12 protein-coding genes are annotated in these 14,914 nt (G+C 66.4%); 9 read left to right on the forward strand and 3 right to left on the reverse strand.

Annotation, left to right across the window (positions count from 1 at the left end; all coding sequences use genetic code 11):
* Positions 1 to 145 precede the first annotated feature (145 nt).
* The 5 genes from C7443_RS13250 to C7443_RS13270 all read left to right on the forward strand — a co-directional run bounded on the left by C7443_RS13250 (position 146) and on the right by C7443_RS13270 (position 5,121).
* The gene (locus C7443_RS13250) at positions 146 to 1,273 is read left to right on the forward strand and encodes a branched-chain amino acid ABC transporter substrate-binding protein (protein ID WP_425467086.1); all 1,128 of its coding nucleotides are present in this window, start codon (positions 146 to 148) and stop codon (positions 1,271 to 1,273) included.
* A gap of 112 nt (positions 1,274 to 1,385) precedes the next feature.
* A complete protein-coding gene (locus C7443_RS13255; protein WP_110019088.1) occupies positions 1,386 to 2,303 on the forward strand; it encodes an ABC transporter permease subunit in 918 nt (305 codons plus the stop codon).
* Between the two features lie 4 nt (positions 2,304 to 2,307).
* A complete protein-coding gene (livM, locus tag C7443_RS13260) occupies positions 2,308 to 3,576 on the forward strand; it encodes a high-affinity branched-chain amino acid ABC transporter permease LivM (protein ID WP_110019089.1) in 1,269 nt (422 codons plus the stop codon).
* A gap of 1 nt (position 3,577) precedes the next feature.
* Entirely contained in the window at positions 3,578 to 4,408 is an 831-nt protein-coding gene (locus C7443_RS13265) for an ABC transporter ATP-binding protein (RefSeq protein ID WP_110019090.1), read from the forward strand.
* Positions 4,405 to 5,121 carry an ABC transporter ATP-binding protein gene (locus tag C7443_RS13270; protein WP_110019091.1) on the forward strand — a complete coding sequence of 239 codons (717 nt, stop codon included), beginning with the start codon at positions 4,405 to 4,407 and terminating at the stop codon, positions 5,119 to 5,121. The genes C7443_RS13265 and C7443_RS13270 overlap by 4 nt, the downstream gene beginning before the upstream one ends.
* Here the strand turns inward: C7443_RS13270 and C7443_RS13275 are convergent.
* Both C7443_RS13275 and C7443_RS13280 read right to left on the reverse strand, forming a co-directional pair.
* Positions 5,115 to 6,977 (reverse strand): sensor histidine kinase, encoded by a 1,863-nt coding sequence (locus C7443_RS13275; RefSeq protein WP_146213306.1) that lies wholly within the window; start codon positions 6,975 to 6,977, stop codon positions 5,115 to 5,117. The two genes, C7443_RS13270 and C7443_RS13275, sit on opposite strands and share 7 nt — an antisense overlap.
* A gap of 4 nt (positions 6,978 to 6,981) precedes the next feature.
* The gene (locus C7443_RS13280) at positions 6,982 to 9,231 is read right to left on the reverse strand and encodes a putative bifunctional diguanylate cyclase/phosphodiesterase (protein WP_110019093.1); all 2,250 of its coding nucleotides are present in this window, start codon (positions 9,229 to 9,231) and stop codon (positions 6,982 to 6,984) included.
* Positions 9,232 to 9,970: 739 nt separating this feature from the next.
* Here C7443_RS13280 and C7443_RS13285 point away from each other — a divergent pair.
* On the forward strand, positions 9,971 to 10,420 hold the full coding sequence (locus C7443_RS13285; RefSeq protein WP_110019094.1) for an Lrp/AsnC family transcriptional regulator: 450 nt from the start codon (positions 9,971 to 9,973) through the stop codon (positions 10,418 to 10,420).
* A gap of 12 nt (positions 10,421 to 10,432) precedes the next feature.
* On the opposite strand, the gene C7443_RS13290 is transcribed toward C7443_RS13285, so the two are convergent.
* Entirely contained in the window at positions 10,433 to 10,996 is a 564-nt protein-coding gene (locus C7443_RS13290; RefSeq protein ID WP_110019095.1) for a DNA-3-methyladenine glycosylase I, read from the reverse strand.
* A 289-nt stretch (positions 10,997 to 11,285) separates the two neighbouring features.
* Here C7443_RS13290 and C7443_RS13295 point away from each other — a divergent pair, with 289 nt between their 5' ends.
* The 3 genes from C7443_RS13295 (at position 11,286) to C7443_RS13305 (ending at position 14,782) form a co-directional block, all read left to right on the forward strand.
* On the forward strand, positions 11,286 to 13,301 hold the full coding sequence (locus tag C7443_RS13295; RefSeq protein ID WP_110019096.1) for a methyl-accepting chemotaxis protein: 2,016 nt from the start codon (positions 11,286 to 11,288) through the stop codon (positions 13,299 to 13,301).
* Between the two features lie 139 nt (positions 13,302 to 13,440).
* Positions 13,441 to 13,764: a ferredoxin gene (locus tag C7443_RS13300; RefSeq protein ID WP_110019097.1), complete on the forward strand. Its 324-nt coding sequence runs from the start codon at positions 13,441 to 13,443 to the stop codon at positions 13,762 to 13,764.
* A 136-nt stretch (positions 13,765 to 13,900) separates the two neighbouring features.
* Positions 13,901 to 14,782: an EamA family transporter gene (locus C7443_RS13305; protein WP_110019098.1), complete on the forward strand. Its 882-nt coding sequence runs from the start codon at positions 13,901 to 13,903 to the stop codon at positions 14,780 to 14,782.
* The last annotated feature ends 132 nt before the right edge of the window (positions 14,783 to 14,914 follow it).

Here is a 14,914-nt window from a genome sequence, read left to right on the forward strand (position 1 = left end):
CCGTCCATAACACTTGGCGCGGATGCAGAAGGATCTCACCGTCCACGACCCCCGCCGGCCGAGCCGGCAACGCATTGCGGGTCCGGTCGCCAGCGAGGCGCGACGACCGACGCCGCTGCTTATCCCAACGCATGAGGAGTCGATGATGAGAAAGGCCATTCAGCGCGTCTTTGCCGTTTCCGTTCTGGCCGGCGCAGTCGCATACGGCGTAGCGGCCCAGGCGGCCGATGCCATCAAGATCGGCATCGCCGGTCCGATGACGGGCGCCAACGCGGCTTACGGTGAGCAGTTCTGGAGAGGCGCGCAGCAGGCCGCAGCGGACATCAACGCTGCCGGTGGCATCAACGGCAAGCAGATCGAGCTGGTCAAGGGCGACGACGCCTGCGAGCCGAAGCAGGCCGTGGCGGTGGCCAACCGTCTGGTCGATCAGGACAAGGTCGACGCCATCGTCGGCCACTTCTGCTCATCGAGCACGATTCCGGCCTCCGAGATCTACGCCGAAGCCGGCAAGCTGCAGATCACGCCGGCCTCGACCAACCCGAAGGTCACCGAGCGCAAGATTCCGACGATTTTCCGTACCTGTGGTCGTGACGATCAGCAGGGCGTGGTCGCTGCCGATTTCATCCTCGACAAGCTGAAGGCGAAGAAAGTCGCCGTCATCCATGACAAGGACACCTACGGTCAGGGTCTGGCCGACGCGATGAAGGCCGCTGCCTCCAGCAAGGGTGTCAAGGAAGTCCTTTATGAAGGCCTGACCCGCGGCGAGAAGGACTTCAACGCGCTGGCCACCAAGATCAAGGCCAGCGGTGCCGATGCCGTCTACTTCGGCGGCCTCTATGCCGAAGCCGGCATTCTGGTGCGTCAGCTGCGCGAGCAGGGCGTCAATGCGCCGTTCATCTCCGGCGACGGCATCGTCTCGGCGGACATGGTCACCGCCGCCGGCGGCCCGCAGTTCGTCAAGGGCGTGTACATGACCTTCGGCGCCGATCCGCGTGCGATTCCGGCCGGCAAGGAAGTCGTCGAGAAGTTCCGCAAGGCCGGCTATGAGCCGGAAGGCTACACGATGTACAGCTACGCCTCGGTGCAGGCGATCGCCGATGCAATGAAGGCGACCAAGTCCACCGACGGCGTCACGCTGGCCAAGTGGCTGAAGGCGCACACCGTGCAGACCGTCATGGGCCCGAAGGCCTGGGATGCCAAGGGTGACCTGAAGGTTTCCGACTACGTCATGTACCAGTGGGACGACAAGGGCGGCTACGCCGAGCTGAAGTAAGTCCACTGATACCGACCCCCGCTCCAGCCCCGGTGCGGGGGTCTTTTTTTGCGTCGTCACCGTCCAGGTCCGCGATCCGGCCGGGCAGCGGCGACTTTGCGGGAGAAACCGGATGGATTGGCACATCCTCGGCCAGCAGCTCGTCAACGGGCTGACGCTTGGCTCCATCTACGGCCTGATCGCCATCGGCTACACGATGGTGTACGGCATCATCGGCATGATCAATTTCGCACACGGCGACGTGTACATGATTTCGGCCTACCTGACCGCGATCTCGCTCGCCGTGCTCTCGGCGTTCGGCGTCGAGTCGGTGCCGTTCGCGATCGTCGTCACCCTCGGCCTGACCATGTTCATCACCGGCGTTTACGGCTGGTCGATCGAACGCGTCGCCTACCGTCCGCTGCGCGGCTCCACGCGCCTGGCGCCGCTGATCTCGGCGATTGGTATTTCTCTGCTGCTGCAGAACTACGTGCAGGTGGCGCAGGGCGCGCGCAACCAGGGCATCCCGTCGCTGATCGACGGCGTGTTCCGTGTCGGTAATGACAAAGACTTCGTGCAGATGACGCATGTGCAGCTGCTGATCGTCATCGCCAGCTTCGGGGCGATGGCCGGGCTGACCTGGCTGATTCAGCGCACCTCGCTCGGCCGCCAGTGCCGGGCGACGCAGCAGGACCGGCACATGGCCGAGATCCTCGGTATCAATACTGATCGCATCATCTCGACGGTGTTCGTCATCGGAGCGGCGATGGCGGCCATCGCCGGCACGCTGGTGACGCTGAACTACGGCTCGTTCGATTTCTTCGTCGGCTTCGTCACCGGTATCAAGGCCTTTACCGCGGCGGTGCTCGGCGGCATCGGTTCGCTGCCCGGAGCGATGCTCGGCGGCATCCTGCTCGGCCTGTTCGAATCGCTGTTCTCCGGATTCGTCAACACCGATTACAAGGACGTGTTCTCGTTCTCCGTCCTCGTCCTGGTGCTGATCTTCCGTCCGAGCGGCCTGCTCGGTCGTCCGGAAGTCGAGAAGGTATGAACCCATGAGTACCCACGCTTCCCCCACCTTCATCCGGCCGCTGCGTGAGGCCGGCGTGACCTTCGTGCTCGCGCTGATCGTCTTCGGCCCGATTTCCGGTCTGGTACTCGATGGTTACAGCATCGAACCGCATCTGGGGCGGCCGTTGCTGATCGCCTCCATCGTCGCCGCCGGCCGCCTGCTGTTCGGCGTGCTGGAGCAGACGCCGTTCGGCCAGAAGCTGCTGGCACGCAACGCGCGCAAGGCCAGCGGTGGTGTCACCGTCGCCCGCGGTGACGAGTACAAGCTGCTGTATTTCGTCGTGCCGCTGGTCATCGCCATCGGTGTGACGCTGCCCTTCGTCGCCAACAAGTACTGGCTCGGCAACCTGATCCTGGCACTGATCTACGTGCTGCTCGGGCTGGGCCTGAACATCGTCGTCGGCCTTGCCGGCCTGCTCGATCTGGGCTTCGTCGCCTTCTACGCGGTGGGTGCCTATTTTCTCGCCCTCGGCGCGCAGTACCTCGATATCGGTTTCTGGACGGCGCTCGTCTGCGCGCCGATGCTGGCTGCCTGTTTCGGTGCGGTGCTCGGTTTCCCGGTGCTGCGCATGCACGGTGACTATCTGGCCATCGTCACCCTCGGCTTCGGCGAGATCATCCGGCTGGTGCTCAACAACTGGCTGGACTTCACCGGCGGTCCGAATGGCGCCTCGGTGCCGGCGCCAACGATCTTCGGTCTGGAATTCAGCCGCATCGCCAAGCAGGGCGGCACGCCGTTTCATGAATTCTTCGGTCTGGAATACAGCTCCGACTACAAGCTGATGTTCACCTATCTGGTGCTGCTCGTCGTCGTGCTGCTGATGGTGCGCTTCCTCACCAAACTGCGGCAGATGCCGATGGGGCGCGCCTGGGAGGCGCTGCGCGAAGACGAGATCGCCTGCCGCTCGCTCGGCATCAACCACGTCATCGTCAAGCTTTCGGCCTTCATGATGGGGGCGATGACGGGCGGCCTCGCCGGCGTGTTTTTCGCCACCTATCAGGGCTTCGTCAATCCGACCTCGTTCAACTTCTTCGAGTCGGCACTGATCCTCGCCATCGTCGTGCTCGGCGGTCTCGGCTCGACGCTCGGCGTGATCATCGCGGCGCTGGTGCTGACCCTGCTGCCTGAGGTGCTGCGCGAATTCGCCGACTATCGCGTGCTGGCCTTCGGTGCCTTGATGGTGCTGATGATGATCTGGCGTCCGCGCGGGCTGATCCGGCCCAAGCGCCCGCACTTCGCGCCGGAGGTGTGAGATGGACCCTCGCAACCTGCTCGAAGTCCGCAACCTGACGATGCGCTTCGGCGGCATCGTCGCCAACAATGACGTCAGCTTCGATGTCGCCCAGGGTTCGATCACCGCGCTGATCGGTCCCAACGGGGCTGGCAAGACCACGGTGTTCAACTGCCTGACCGGCTTCTACCGCGCTTCGGAAGGCACCATCCATCTGGCCGGTGACCAAGGCTGTGCGCCGCTCGAAGTCGGCGGGCTGCTGTCCAAGCCGCTGATCGGCGGTTCCTATCTGGTGGCACGCGCCGGCATCGCCCGCACCTTCCAGAACATCCGCCTGTTCCGCGAGATGAGTGTGGTCGAGAACCTGCTGGTGGCTCAGCACAACCACCTCGATCGCAACCTGCTCTCCGGTGCGCTCGGCCTGCGCCGTTACCGTCAGGCCGAACGCGACGGCATCGAGCGGGCTTTCCACTGGCTGCGCGTGATGGATCTGGAAGAAGACGCCAACCGCCTTGCCGGTGAGCTGCCCTACGGCCGTCAGCGCCGCCTGGAGATCGCCCGGGCGATGTGCACCGGCCCGCGCCTGGTCTGCCTCGACGAGCCGGCCGCCGGTCTCAACCCGCGCGAGAAAGCCGACCTCGCCGAACGCATCCAGCATCTGCGCAACGAGCACCGCGTCACGGTGCTGCTGATCGAGCACGATATGAGTCTGGTCATGGGGATTTCCGAACACATCGTCGTGCTCGACCACGGCGAGGTCATCGCCGCCGGTGATCCGCAGGAGGTGAAGAATTCGCCGGCGGTCATCACCGCGTACCTGGGCGCCGATGACGATGAGGAGGGCGCGGCATGAGTGAGCATCTGCTGGAGGTGCGCGGCATCGATGCCTACTACGGCCCGATTCAGGCGCTGCGCGAAGTTTCGCTGCACGTCGACAAAGGCGAGATCGTCACGCTGATCGGTGCCAACGGCGCCGGCAAGACCACGCTGCTCAACACCCTGTTCGGCAACCCGCGGGCGCTGGTCGGCCACATCCTGTTCCGTGGTGAGGAGATCACCCGCCTGCCGACCTACCAGATCGCCAAGCGCGGGCTGGCGCTGGTGCCGGAAGGCCGGCACATCTTCCCGGGCATGACGGTCGAGGAAAATCTGGTCATGGGCACGATCCCGGTCGGCATGGAGCACGCCGACGAGGACCGGCAGGCGATGTTCGAGCTGTTCCCGCGGCTGGAAGAACGCCGCGACCAGCGGGCCGGTACGCTGTCGGGTGGTGAGCAGCAGATGCTGGCGATCGCCCGGGCGCTGATGGCGCGCCCGGAGATGATCCTGCTCGATGAGCCGAGCCTTGGCCTGGCGCCGCTGGTGGTCAAGCGCATCTTCGAGGTGCTGCGTGAGATCGCCGGGCTCGGCAAGACCATCTTCCTGGTCGAGCAGAACGCCAACCACGCGCTCAAGCTCGCCGATCGCGGCTACGTGCTGGTCAACGGCGTCATCGAACTGCAGGGCTCGGGCAAGGAGCTGCTCGGTAACCCGCAGGTGCGTCAGGCCTACCTCGGCGGTCACTGAGCGACGGTGGCCGGCTCCGCGCCGGCGTCTTCGGGCGCGGTGGCGACGCGTGGCAGGATCAGCGTAAAGCGCGTGCCGCCGCTGGCCGGGCAGCTGACCTGCACCTCGCCGCCGAGCAGCCCGCTGACGAAGTCGCGTACCAGATGCAGGCCGAGCCCGGTGCCGCCCTGACCGCGGCGGGTGGTGAAGAACGGTTCGAAGACCTGCGGCAGGATGTCTTCGGCAATGCCGCAACCGTCGTCCTCGACATCGATGCGCACCCGTTCTGTGTCTTCGGCGGTGGCACGGATGCGTACCGTGCCGCCGCCGGTCACTTCGCGGAAAGCATGGGTGAGGGCATTGTCGAGCAGATTCTGCAGCACCTGCCCGAGCGGGCCGGGGTAGCTGTCGAAATGCAGGCCCGCTTCGATGGCGGTCTCGATGCGCTGTGGCAGGCGCTTCAGTCGCGGGCTGAGCGTGCGCAGCATGTCGGCGACGAGTTCATCGAGAACGAATTCGCGGCGTTCGCTGGTCGCACGGTCGGCGGCGATCTGCTTGAAGCTGTGGATCAACGCCGCGGCGCGCTGCAGGTTGTCGCGCAGGATGGCGCGACCTTCTTCGTTATGAGCGAAGAAGTGTTCGAGATCAGAAAAGCGCAAGCCGTTGTGTACCCGCGTCGTCAGTTCGACGGCCTGCTGATCGAGCGCCGACAGCGTGACCAGCGCCGCACCGATCGGCGTGTTCAGGTCATGGGCGACGCCGGCGACCATGACACCGAGCGAGGCCAGCTTGTCGGCTTGCAGCAGCTGTTCCTGCGTCGTGTCGAGTTGTTCGCGCAGAGCGTTGAGTTCGTCATCACAGGTGGCCGGTCCATCGCTTGGGGGTTGCGGCAGGGGCTGCTGATCCTGCCGCTGGCGCAGGCATGCGAAGCCGAAGGCAGCGGCGAGGCCCGGCAGCAGCGTCAGTACAGCGAAGCCGGCCAGTGGCCACCACGCGCGTTGCTCCTGTGCCTGCAGCACGGCTGGCGGCAGCTGGCTGACCAGCGTCCAGTCGAGTGCGGCTGTCGCTGTCCGCCAGCGCTCGGTGTGTATGCGCTGGAAAGACCACAGCCCCGTGGTATCGCTGAACTGGGTGCTGGCACTCGAATTCAGCGCATGCCAGCGCTGTGCGGTGCGCTCGTCGAGCAGCGAGGCCGGCTGGTCCTGTCCGGCACCGGCGAGCCAGTCGTTGCCATCGTGGTCGATCAGTCGGGTCTGCCCGCCGTCGTTGTCGGGTGGCAGTGCAGCGGACAGGCGATCGGCTTCGACGACGAGCAGGATCAGGCCCTGGGCACGACCGCGGCTGTCGAACACCGGAGTCGCCAGTTGCAATCGCCGTGTGCGGGCTGTGTCCTCGATGCCGTCGAGTTTCTGGCGTGTGAGGAGCAGCGTGCCGGCCGGCTGATGCATCACGCTGTTGCAGAAGGCCGCATCCACGGCGGGCACCAGAGCGGCCAGTGGCGGTGCCGTCGATGCCGTCCGGGGGCCGTCGACATAGCTGCGTACGGCACCGCTGCTGTCGATCCAGGCGATGCGCCGATAATCGGGGTTCAGAGCGAGGAGGGCGAAGAACAGCTCCTCCAGGTTCTGCTGAGGCCCGACCTCATCGTCGAAGTGGTCGCGGCGGGCCAGCAGATCGAGATCGTGTGCCAGAGCGTCGAGCGTCGTTTCCAGCGTGCGCCCGGCCAGCGCCAGCCGTTGCAGCTGGGTCTGGCGCAGTGGCGCGAGGACGCTGGCATGCCACGGTGTGTAGGCCAGGGCGGCCAGCAGCGTGATCAGCGCGAGCCATGGCAGAAAGCGCCGGAGCGTATCGCGGAGGGGGAGTGAAGGCCGGAGCATCACATCAGACCTCGACCCGGCCTCCGTGGGCTTGCAGCCATTCGAGCAGCACGTCGAGCGGCAGCGAACGGGCGAACAGCCAGCCCTGACCGAGCTCGCAGCCGTGGTCGCGCAGCCATTCGGCCTGCTCACGGGTTTCGATGCCTTCGGCGATGGTCTTCAGGTCGAGCCTTCCTGCGAGGCGGATGACCAGATCGGCCAGCGCGGAGCGGCTGGCACCGAGGTCGATTTCCTGGATGAAGCTGCGATCGATCTTCAGCAGATCGGTCGGCAGCCGGCGCAGGTGCGCGAGTGAAGAGAAGCCCGTGCCGAAGTCGTCGATTGCCACACTGACGCCGAGTCTGCGCAGGCGGTCGAGCACATCGCGCACGGCCATGAAGCCCTCCATCGCCGTGCTTTCGGTGACCTCGACTTCGAGCTGGCGCGCGCTGATGCCGGTTGCCGCCAGCTGGCGTTCGATGCTGGCGACGACATCCATGCGCTCCATCTGCACGCCGGAGACATTGACCGCCACGCGCACATGGGCAAAACCGGCGGCGCACAGGCGTGCAGCGGCTTCGCAGGACAGGCGCAGTACGTGCTCGCCGAGCGGCACGATCAGCCCGGTGGCTTCGGCCAGCGGGATGAAGGCATCCGGCGGGATCGTACTGCCATCGGCCAGATGCCAGCGCGCGAGTGCCTCGACGCCGACGACCATGCCGCTTTCGAGCTCGACCTGCGGTTGCAGCTCGATGCCGATGGCGCCCTGCGCCAACGCCTCGCGCAAGGCCTGCAGCAGTTCGAAACGACGTCCCGCTGCGGCCTGCAGTTCGGGCAGCCAGGCCAGATGCTGGCTGCAGCCGCGCTGCTTGGCCTGCTTGAGCAGCAGGCGGGCGCTGGTCAGCACATCGGCGGCGCTGCCGTTGAACTGCGCCAGCGGCAGCAGCGCGGTACCGACGGTGCAGTCGACGGCGCCGGCCTCGGTACCGGCACCGAGTGCGGCGGTGATCGCGTGGATGTCGATCAGCGCCCGGGAGCCGAACACGGCGAAGGTGTCGCTGCCGAGGCGGGCGAGCAGCACGGTCGGGTCGAGCGTCTGGCGCAGCCGTGCGGCGACGCGCTTGAGCAGCTGGTCGCCATAGTGCGGCCCGAGGGCGAGGTTGATGCCGGAGAAGTCGTCGATATCGATCAGCAGCAGCGCGCTGTCGCGCCCGTTTGCGCTGTCGAGTGCGGCTTCGAGGGCGCGCAGCAGTGCATTGCGGTTGGGCAGGGCGAGCAGCGAATCACGATAGGCCAGCTCGTCGAGGCGGCTGACCAGCGCGACGTTGTGCAGGCCGCTGCCGATGTTCAGCGCAAACACGCGCAGCAGCTCCTGCTCGGTTTCGTCGAGCGGGCGCTCGATCTGCACCCAGGCGGCGTATTCGTCGCCGGCCAGTTCCGCCGGGAAGTACAGCACCATGCAGTCGGCTTCGATGCGCGTGTGCCGGTCGGTCAGGCAGCGGCGGATCGCTGCGCGCGGGCCTTCCTGCTGGAGCAGGTCGAGCGATTGGCCGATGGCGCTGGCGAACTGGCCGGCGGCGCCGATCACCGTACCCTCGTCCGGCGCATCGTCACGCGTGCGGTGGACGCAGACCAGACCTTCCGGTGGCACGCCGAGCACCGACGCCAGCTCGGCGATGGTACGGGCGGAAAAATCGCGCAGGTTGCGCGCGCCGACCAGCACATTGGTCGCCTCCACGATCAGCTGCAGGCCGCGCCGCGCCCGTGCCACCGTGCGTAACTGTTCCCAGGCACGGGTGTTGGCGGTCAGCAGTGTGTGCAGGCGCTCGACGCCGAGCTCGGGCTTGGACCAGTAGTCATTGATGTCGTACTGCTCCATCACCTCGCGCACCGGCGCCAGGCCGGGCTGGCCGGTGACCAGCACGATGCGCAGCTCGGCATTGCCGAGTACCTCGCGCACCGCGCGTGCCAGCCGCAGCCCGGCATCGTCGGTTTCCATCACCACGTCGAGGAGCATTACCGCGATGTCGCGTTCAGCGGCCAGCAGGCGCGCGGCTTCGGCGTGGCTGTAGGCCTGCAGCAGCTCGATCGGCCGGCCCAGCACGCGCATGCCGGAGAGCGCGAAACTGGTCGCCCGCTGGAATGCAGGGTCGTCATCGACCGCCAGCACGCGCCAGGCACAGGATTCTCGTGGCGAGGTGGAGGGCTCGGTGTCCTCCGGCAGAAAAACGACATCGCCGGCTTGGGGGGCGTCCGGCCTGGTCAGTGATTCCATTTACTTGAACCTCCCGGAGCGAGCGGTTTGTCGCCGTTACGGCGAAACTCAGTTCGCCCGTCCTCGATCGTCCATACATCTGAGCTTGCGCTGAAACCCTGTGCTGACGGTGAAACCGCCGCTCAGGGACGCGTGATCCAATTTTCGGCTACAAAACATCCATACGCTTGGCGCTGCGAGCAGGGAGGGCAGCGGTAAGCACCAATCTCGCAAGCGTTTATTGCATTTGTCGAAGACTGTAGACATTCGTGGGGTGCCTGCAATGCAGTAGCGCACTATCTCCACGGCGGCGGTCGCCCGCAGGTTGCTCCGTGGCAGCGTCCGCAGACGGATACATCCTTGGTGGGATTGCTGCAGTCCTGCCGTGACTGCACAGTATCGGCACACTGTGCACGACAGTCTTCGCGACGCGGCAGCGGTGCCGGATGCGGCGTGGTTTGCTTGCCGCAAGTCATGGCGTCTTCAGTGTTTACGCTGGACGCAAGCCTGGGTGGGAGGATGCCGCGCGAGGCGCTTGGCCGACGTCAATGTTCATCTGCCACCGAAGGCTGAGCATTGCAGCCGCAGTCGTGGTGGCGTGTCTGCCAACCATGACTGCAGCGCTCTGGACGGGCGCTGCTGCAGGGAGCTCCCGGCTTAAGCTTCTGTGCTCGATAAACGCGTATAAACGGAAAGATCGTCGGCTTTGTGCTGATCGGCTTGAAATAATCACTTTTTGTATTGAAATTACTTCTGAATCATGGAAATCGACGATCGATCCTGGAAACTACTGTCAATCCTGCAAACGCAGGGCCGTGTATCGATGACCGAGCTTGCCGGCCATGTCGCGCTGTCGGTGCCGGCCACCTCGGATCGGGTCCGGCGGCTGGAGGATGCCGGGGTGATCGCCGGCTACCGGGCGCTGGTGGCTCCGGAGCAGGTCGGCTACGGGCTGATGGCACTGATCGGCATCACCACGCCGCAAGCCGACAAGGCGCGGCTGCTCGATGTGCTGCGTGCGGCGCCGGAGGTGCTCGAATGCCACCACGTCACCGGCCAGGATTCCTTCATCCTCAAAGTCATCGCGCGCGATGTGCGTCATCTCGAAGCCTTCATCGCCGCTATCAATCCCTTTGGCGAGACGCGCACCTCGATCGTTCTGTCGACGCCGATCGAGTCCCGTTCGCTGCAGCCGCCGCCGGTGAACTGAGTCCGGCGCGGTTCAGCGGGCTGGCGTCGGCTGCCGGCGGAAACAGTCCGCATCGTGATCGTCGACGATACCGACCGCCTGCAGCCAGGCGTAGACGATCGTCGGTCCGACGAACTTGAAACCGCGCCGCTTGAGCTCGGCGGACAGGCGTTCGGACAACGGCGAGCGGGTCGGCGTCGGGCTGTCGTTGCGGATCGGTGCGCCACCGGCCTGGGCCCAGACCCAGTCGGCGAAATCCTCACCTGCCGCCTGCATCGCCAGATAGGCGCGGGCCGCGCCGATCGTCGCCTCGATCTTCGCGCGCGAGCGCACGATGCCGGCGTCCAGCAGCAGGCGCTCGACGTCGGCCGGGCCGAATTGCGCCACCCGCTGCGGCTCGAAGCCGGCGAAAGCGACCCGGAAGGCCTCGCGCTTGCGCAGGATCACCTGCCAGGACAGGCCGGCCTGGAAGGCTTCGAGCATCAGCGTTTCCCACAGCAGGCGACTGTCGCGCACCGGCACGCCCCATTCCTCGTCGTGATAACGCTGCATCAGCGCATCGTTCCCGGTCCAGCGGCAGCGCTTCAGGTCGCTCATCGTGATGTCCTCGCAGGCCGCAGGCCGTCGGTGTCCGGCAAACGCAGGCGGCGCCCGCGTGGCGTTCGCCAGCAACGGTGTGGATGGGGGCCGCCGCCGGGCAGGCCCCCGAGTAGCCGCACTGTGCTGCGGGCGCCGATTCGCGTCTACAACTCATGACATTCCTCACGCTGACGGACACGGATTCCGTGTCAGGATCGTGCCCGCGCTGGGTGGGTGGCATCGCGGATACCCGCAGGCAGGCGCGGCTGGGCAGGCAAGTCAAAGGGCACAGGCCCGGGAGAAGCGCATGAATGTCGACTCGCTGGCGGACGCAGGGACCGTGGCCGGGGCAGCCGGGGAGGAACCACTGCGTATCGTGGCCACCGATGCCAGCCTGCGCGGGCTGCTACCGGAGAGCTTCCGCTTTGCCGGTGGCGCTGCGCCGCTGGCGGTGGCGTTCATCTCGCCCCACGTCGATTTTCGCAATGTCACCGAGTCGCTGCGGCGACTGGCCGCAGACACCCAGCTGATTGCCGTCAGCACCGCCGGCGAGCTGTGCTCCGAGCCGCGCGGCACGCTGTATTGCGCCACGCCCGCGCAGTGGTCGGGCGTGGTCGTGCAGATCTTTGCCCCGAGTCTGATCGCCCAGGTCAGCATCCATGCCGTACCGCTGCATAACGACGACATCCGCCGCGGCCAGCCGACGCAGCAGCGCGAGGCCCGGGTCAAGCGCATCGCGCAGTCGCTCGGCAGCGTGGCGCCGCCGTTTCGGCTGGACGTGCGCGATACGCTGGCGCTGACCTTTGTCGACGGTTTGTCGGCCTGCGAAAACTACTTCATGGAGGCGGTCTACCGCGCCGGGCGCTTTCCCTGCCTGTTCATCGGCGGTTCGGCCGGCGGCAAGCTCGATTTTCGCAACACCTTCATTTTCGACGGGCATCGCTGCGTCGAGAATCACGCCGTCGTCGCCTTCATCAAGCTGGCGGCCGGCAAGCGCTATGCCGCGCTGAAGAGCCAGAATTTCCGCAAGACCATGCAGAAATTCGTGGTCATCGACGCCGATCCCGACCGCCGTGTCGTCAGTGCGGTGCTCGATCCGAAAGACGGCCAGCCGCAGCCCTTTGCCCAGGTGTTGTCCCGCCTGCTGCAGGTGCCGGTCGACGGCGTGCTGAGCAAACTCGGCGCGCAGACCTTCGGCATCGAGCTCGACGGCGAGCTGTTCGTGCGCTCGGTGGCCGGCCTCGACGCAGCGAGCGGCACGGTGTCGTTCTTCTGTGACGTCAATCCGGGCGACGAGCTGCTGCTGCTGGAGCCGACCGATTTCGTCGAGCAGACGCGCCGCGACATCGAGTCCTTCCTGCGCGGCAAGCCGCGGCCGCTGGCCGCGCTGCTCAACGACTGCATCCTGCGCCGGCTCAACAACGAGCGCCGGCTGGCCGAGATGTCCGGGCTGTGGCCGGTGCCGGCGGCCGGGTTTTCCACCTTCGGCGAACTGTTCGGCATCAACGTCAATCAGACGCTGAGCGCGGTGGTGTTCTTCGAGGCCGGCGATGGTGAGTTCCGCGACGAGCTGATCGACAACTTCCCGGTGCATTACGCCCGGTTCCGCGAGTACTTCACGCGCTGCCAGCTCAAGCGCGCCGAGATCCTCAACAATATGCGCGGGGCGATGATCCACCGCCTGACCGACCACTTCGGTGCCAGCGCCCGGCTCGGTCGCGAGATCGTCGACGTGGTAGCGCAGGCGGCGCAGATCCGCGCCAACGTCGAGGCGATCCGCGGCACCCTGCTGACCAGTCTGGGCACGGCCGGCGATAGCGCCGATGCCGAAGCGCTCGCCAGCGGTTTCACCACGCTCGGCCAGTACACCGCCGGCCTGCGCGACGTGCTGCGCATCATCGACAACATCGCCAGCCAGACCAATCTGCTGGCGCTGAACGCGACAATCGAGGCGGCGCGTGCCGGCGAGGCCGGCCGCGGCTTTGCCGTTGTCGCCACCGAGGTCAAGAAGCTCGCCAACGACACCAAGGCCTCGCTGGCGCGTACGCAGACCTCGATCAGCGGCATAGAGGAGGCGCTGAGCGCGCTCGGCGGTCACATCGAGCTGACGCGCAAGCGTTTCGGCGACACGCAGGGGCGCGCGCGTGACACCGTCGCCCAGGTCGAGGCGATCGTTGCCAACACCGGGCTGATCGAGCAGACACTGTCGGCGCTCGGCAAGCTCGCCGGCGAACAGGGCCGGGCGCTGGCGCAGCTCGAAGGCGACGTTGCCTTCCTGCGCCGGCTGGAGCAGGCCGAGCAGGGCAGCGGGCGGTCTTTGTAGCAGAACCGACAAGGATGTACCGCCCGGTATATTCATGGGGCCGGGCGCCGGCGGCAACTATCTGAAGAAAAAGCCATGATGGCCGGCGGCATCAATTGTGCTTGGCAGGCGGCGAACTCATTTTTCGGGAGCCGTCGCCATGCCCAAGCCAGTCCGTCACGTCCTCGTCTGTTCGCAGAACCGGCCGCTGAACCACCCGCGCGGTGCCTGTGCCCACCACGGCGCGGCGGCGGTGGCGCAGAAGTTCTCCGAGGTGTTCCAGGCGCGCAACCTGTGGGCGACCTACCTGCTGACGCAGACCGCCTGTATCGGCCCGTGCAATCTCGGTCCGAACATCATCGTCTATCCGGAAGGGGTGATGTACAACAGCGTCAAGCCGGAGGACGTCGAGGAAATCATCGACTCACACCTGATCGGCGGCACGCCGGTCGAGCGCCTGCTCGCCCCGGCCAGCGTCTGGTAATCACCCGGCAAGCCAGCGCTACGCGGACAGTCGATGCGTAGCGTTTGGCTGCCATACGCGACTTTCTCGCGCCCGCCCGCCTGGTGAATGCTGCCCCACCCCCGCCGCATCGCGCGGGGCGAAAGGGGTCTGCATCATGCCGCTGCGCCATATCCTGCTCGCGGTCCTCGTGGCCGCGGTGTGGGGCTGCAACTTCATCGCCATCCGTGTCGGGCTCGACAGCATGCCGCCGCTGCTGTTCTCGGCGGCACGGTTCATCTTCTCCGGCCTGCCGATTCTGCTGGTGCCGCGTCCGCCGGTGCCGTGGCGCCTGCTGATCGGCGTCGGCCTCGGCATCGGCGTCGTGCAGTTCGGCTTCCTGTTCAGCGCGATGCATGCCGGCATTTCGCCGGGGTTGGCCTCGCTGGTGTTGCAGACGCAGGCCTTCTTCACCGCTTTGTTCGCGATCGCCATCGACGGTATTTCGCCGCGTCCCTGGCAATGGTGGGGGCTGGCGGTGGCGTTTGCCGGCATCGGCCTGATCGGCGCATCGAGCGATGGCTCGGTGACGCTGGCCGGCCTGCTGCTGGTGCTGGTGGCCGCCGCCGGCTGGGCCAGCGGCAATCTGGTGCTGCGGCGGGTGCGCGGCGCCAACATGGTCCATTTCATGATCTGGATGAGCGTGGTGCCACCACTGCCGCTGTACGGCTTCTCGCTGTGGCTGGAGGGGCCGGGTGCGCTGCCGGCGGCCTGGCATGCGCTCGGCTGGTCCGGCCTGGCGGCGCTGCTCTATATCGCGATTTTCGCCACCTGGTTCGGCTACGGCGTCTGGGGCTGGCTGATGCAGCAGCACCCGGTGACGCTGATCGCACCGTTCTCGCTGCTAGTGCCGCTGTTCGGCATGCTCGGTTCGGCGCTGGCCTTCGGCGAGCAGTACGGGCCGCTGAAGCTCGCGGCGGCGGCACTGGTGCTGCTCGGCCTGCTGCTCAACGTCTTCGGTGGTCGGCTGCCGTGGTGGCGGCGCACGGTGACCATCTGAACTGCGGCGTTCAGGCTGGCGCGCGCATTCCGGCGGTATCGCACCGCTTGTCGTGGTCAGTGCCGTCGCCGACGGCGGCTCTGCACAGCATTACCGTAGCGGCACTCGGCAGTGCCGGCCTGGATGACACCG

The organism is Plasticicumulans acidivorans, from assembly GCF_003182095.1.
Lineage (GTDB): Bacteria > Pseudomonadota > Gammaproteobacteria > Competibacterales > Competibacteraceae > Plasticicumulans > Plasticicumulans acidivorans.

Coding starts and splice junctions, on each gene's coding strand:
- C7443_RS13250 (WP_425467086.1), top strand. CDS start 146: ATGAGAAAGGCCATTCAGCGCGTCTTTGCCGTTTCCGTTCTGGCCGGC.
- C7443_RS13255 (WP_110019088.1), top strand. CDS start 1,386: ATGGATTGGCACATCCTCGGCCAGCAGCTCGTCAACGGGCTGACGCTT.
- livM (WP_110019089.1), top strand. CDS start 2,308: ATGAGTACCCACGCTTCCCCCACCTTCATCCGGCCGCTGCGTGAGGCC.
- C7443_RS13265 (WP_110019090.1), top strand. CDS start 3,578: ATGGACCCTCGCAACCTGCTCGAAGTCCGCAACCTGACGATGCGCTTC.
- C7443_RS13270 (WP_110019091.1), top strand. CDS start 4,405: ATGAGTGAGCATCTGCTGGAGGTGCGCGGCATCGATGCCTACTACGGC.
- C7443_RS13275 (WP_146213306.1), bottom strand. CDS start 6,977: ATGCTCCGGCCTTCACTCCCCCTCCGCGATACGCTCCGGCGCTTTCTG.
- C7443_RS13280 (WP_110019093.1), bottom strand. CDS start 9,231: ATGGAATCACTGACCAGGCCGGACGCCCCCCAAGCCGGCGATGTCGTT.
- C7443_RS13285 (WP_110019094.1), top strand. CDS start 9,971: ATGGAAATCGACGATCGATCCTGGAAACTACTGTCAATCCTGCAAACG.
- C7443_RS13290 (WP_110019095.1), bottom strand. CDS start 10,996: ATGAGCGACCTGAAGCGCTGCCGCTGGACCGGGAACGATGCGCTGATG.
- C7443_RS13295 (WP_110019096.1), top strand. CDS start 11,286: ATGAATGTCGACTCGCTGGCGGACGCAGGGACCGTGGCCGGGGCAGCC.
- C7443_RS13300 (WP_110019097.1), top strand. CDS start 13,441: ATGCCCAAGCCAGTCCGTCACGTCCTCGTCTGTTCGCAGAACCGGCCG.
- C7443_RS13305 (WP_110019098.1), top strand. CDS start 13,901: ATGCCGCTGCGCCATATCCTGCTCGCGGTCCTCGTGGCCGCGGTGTGG.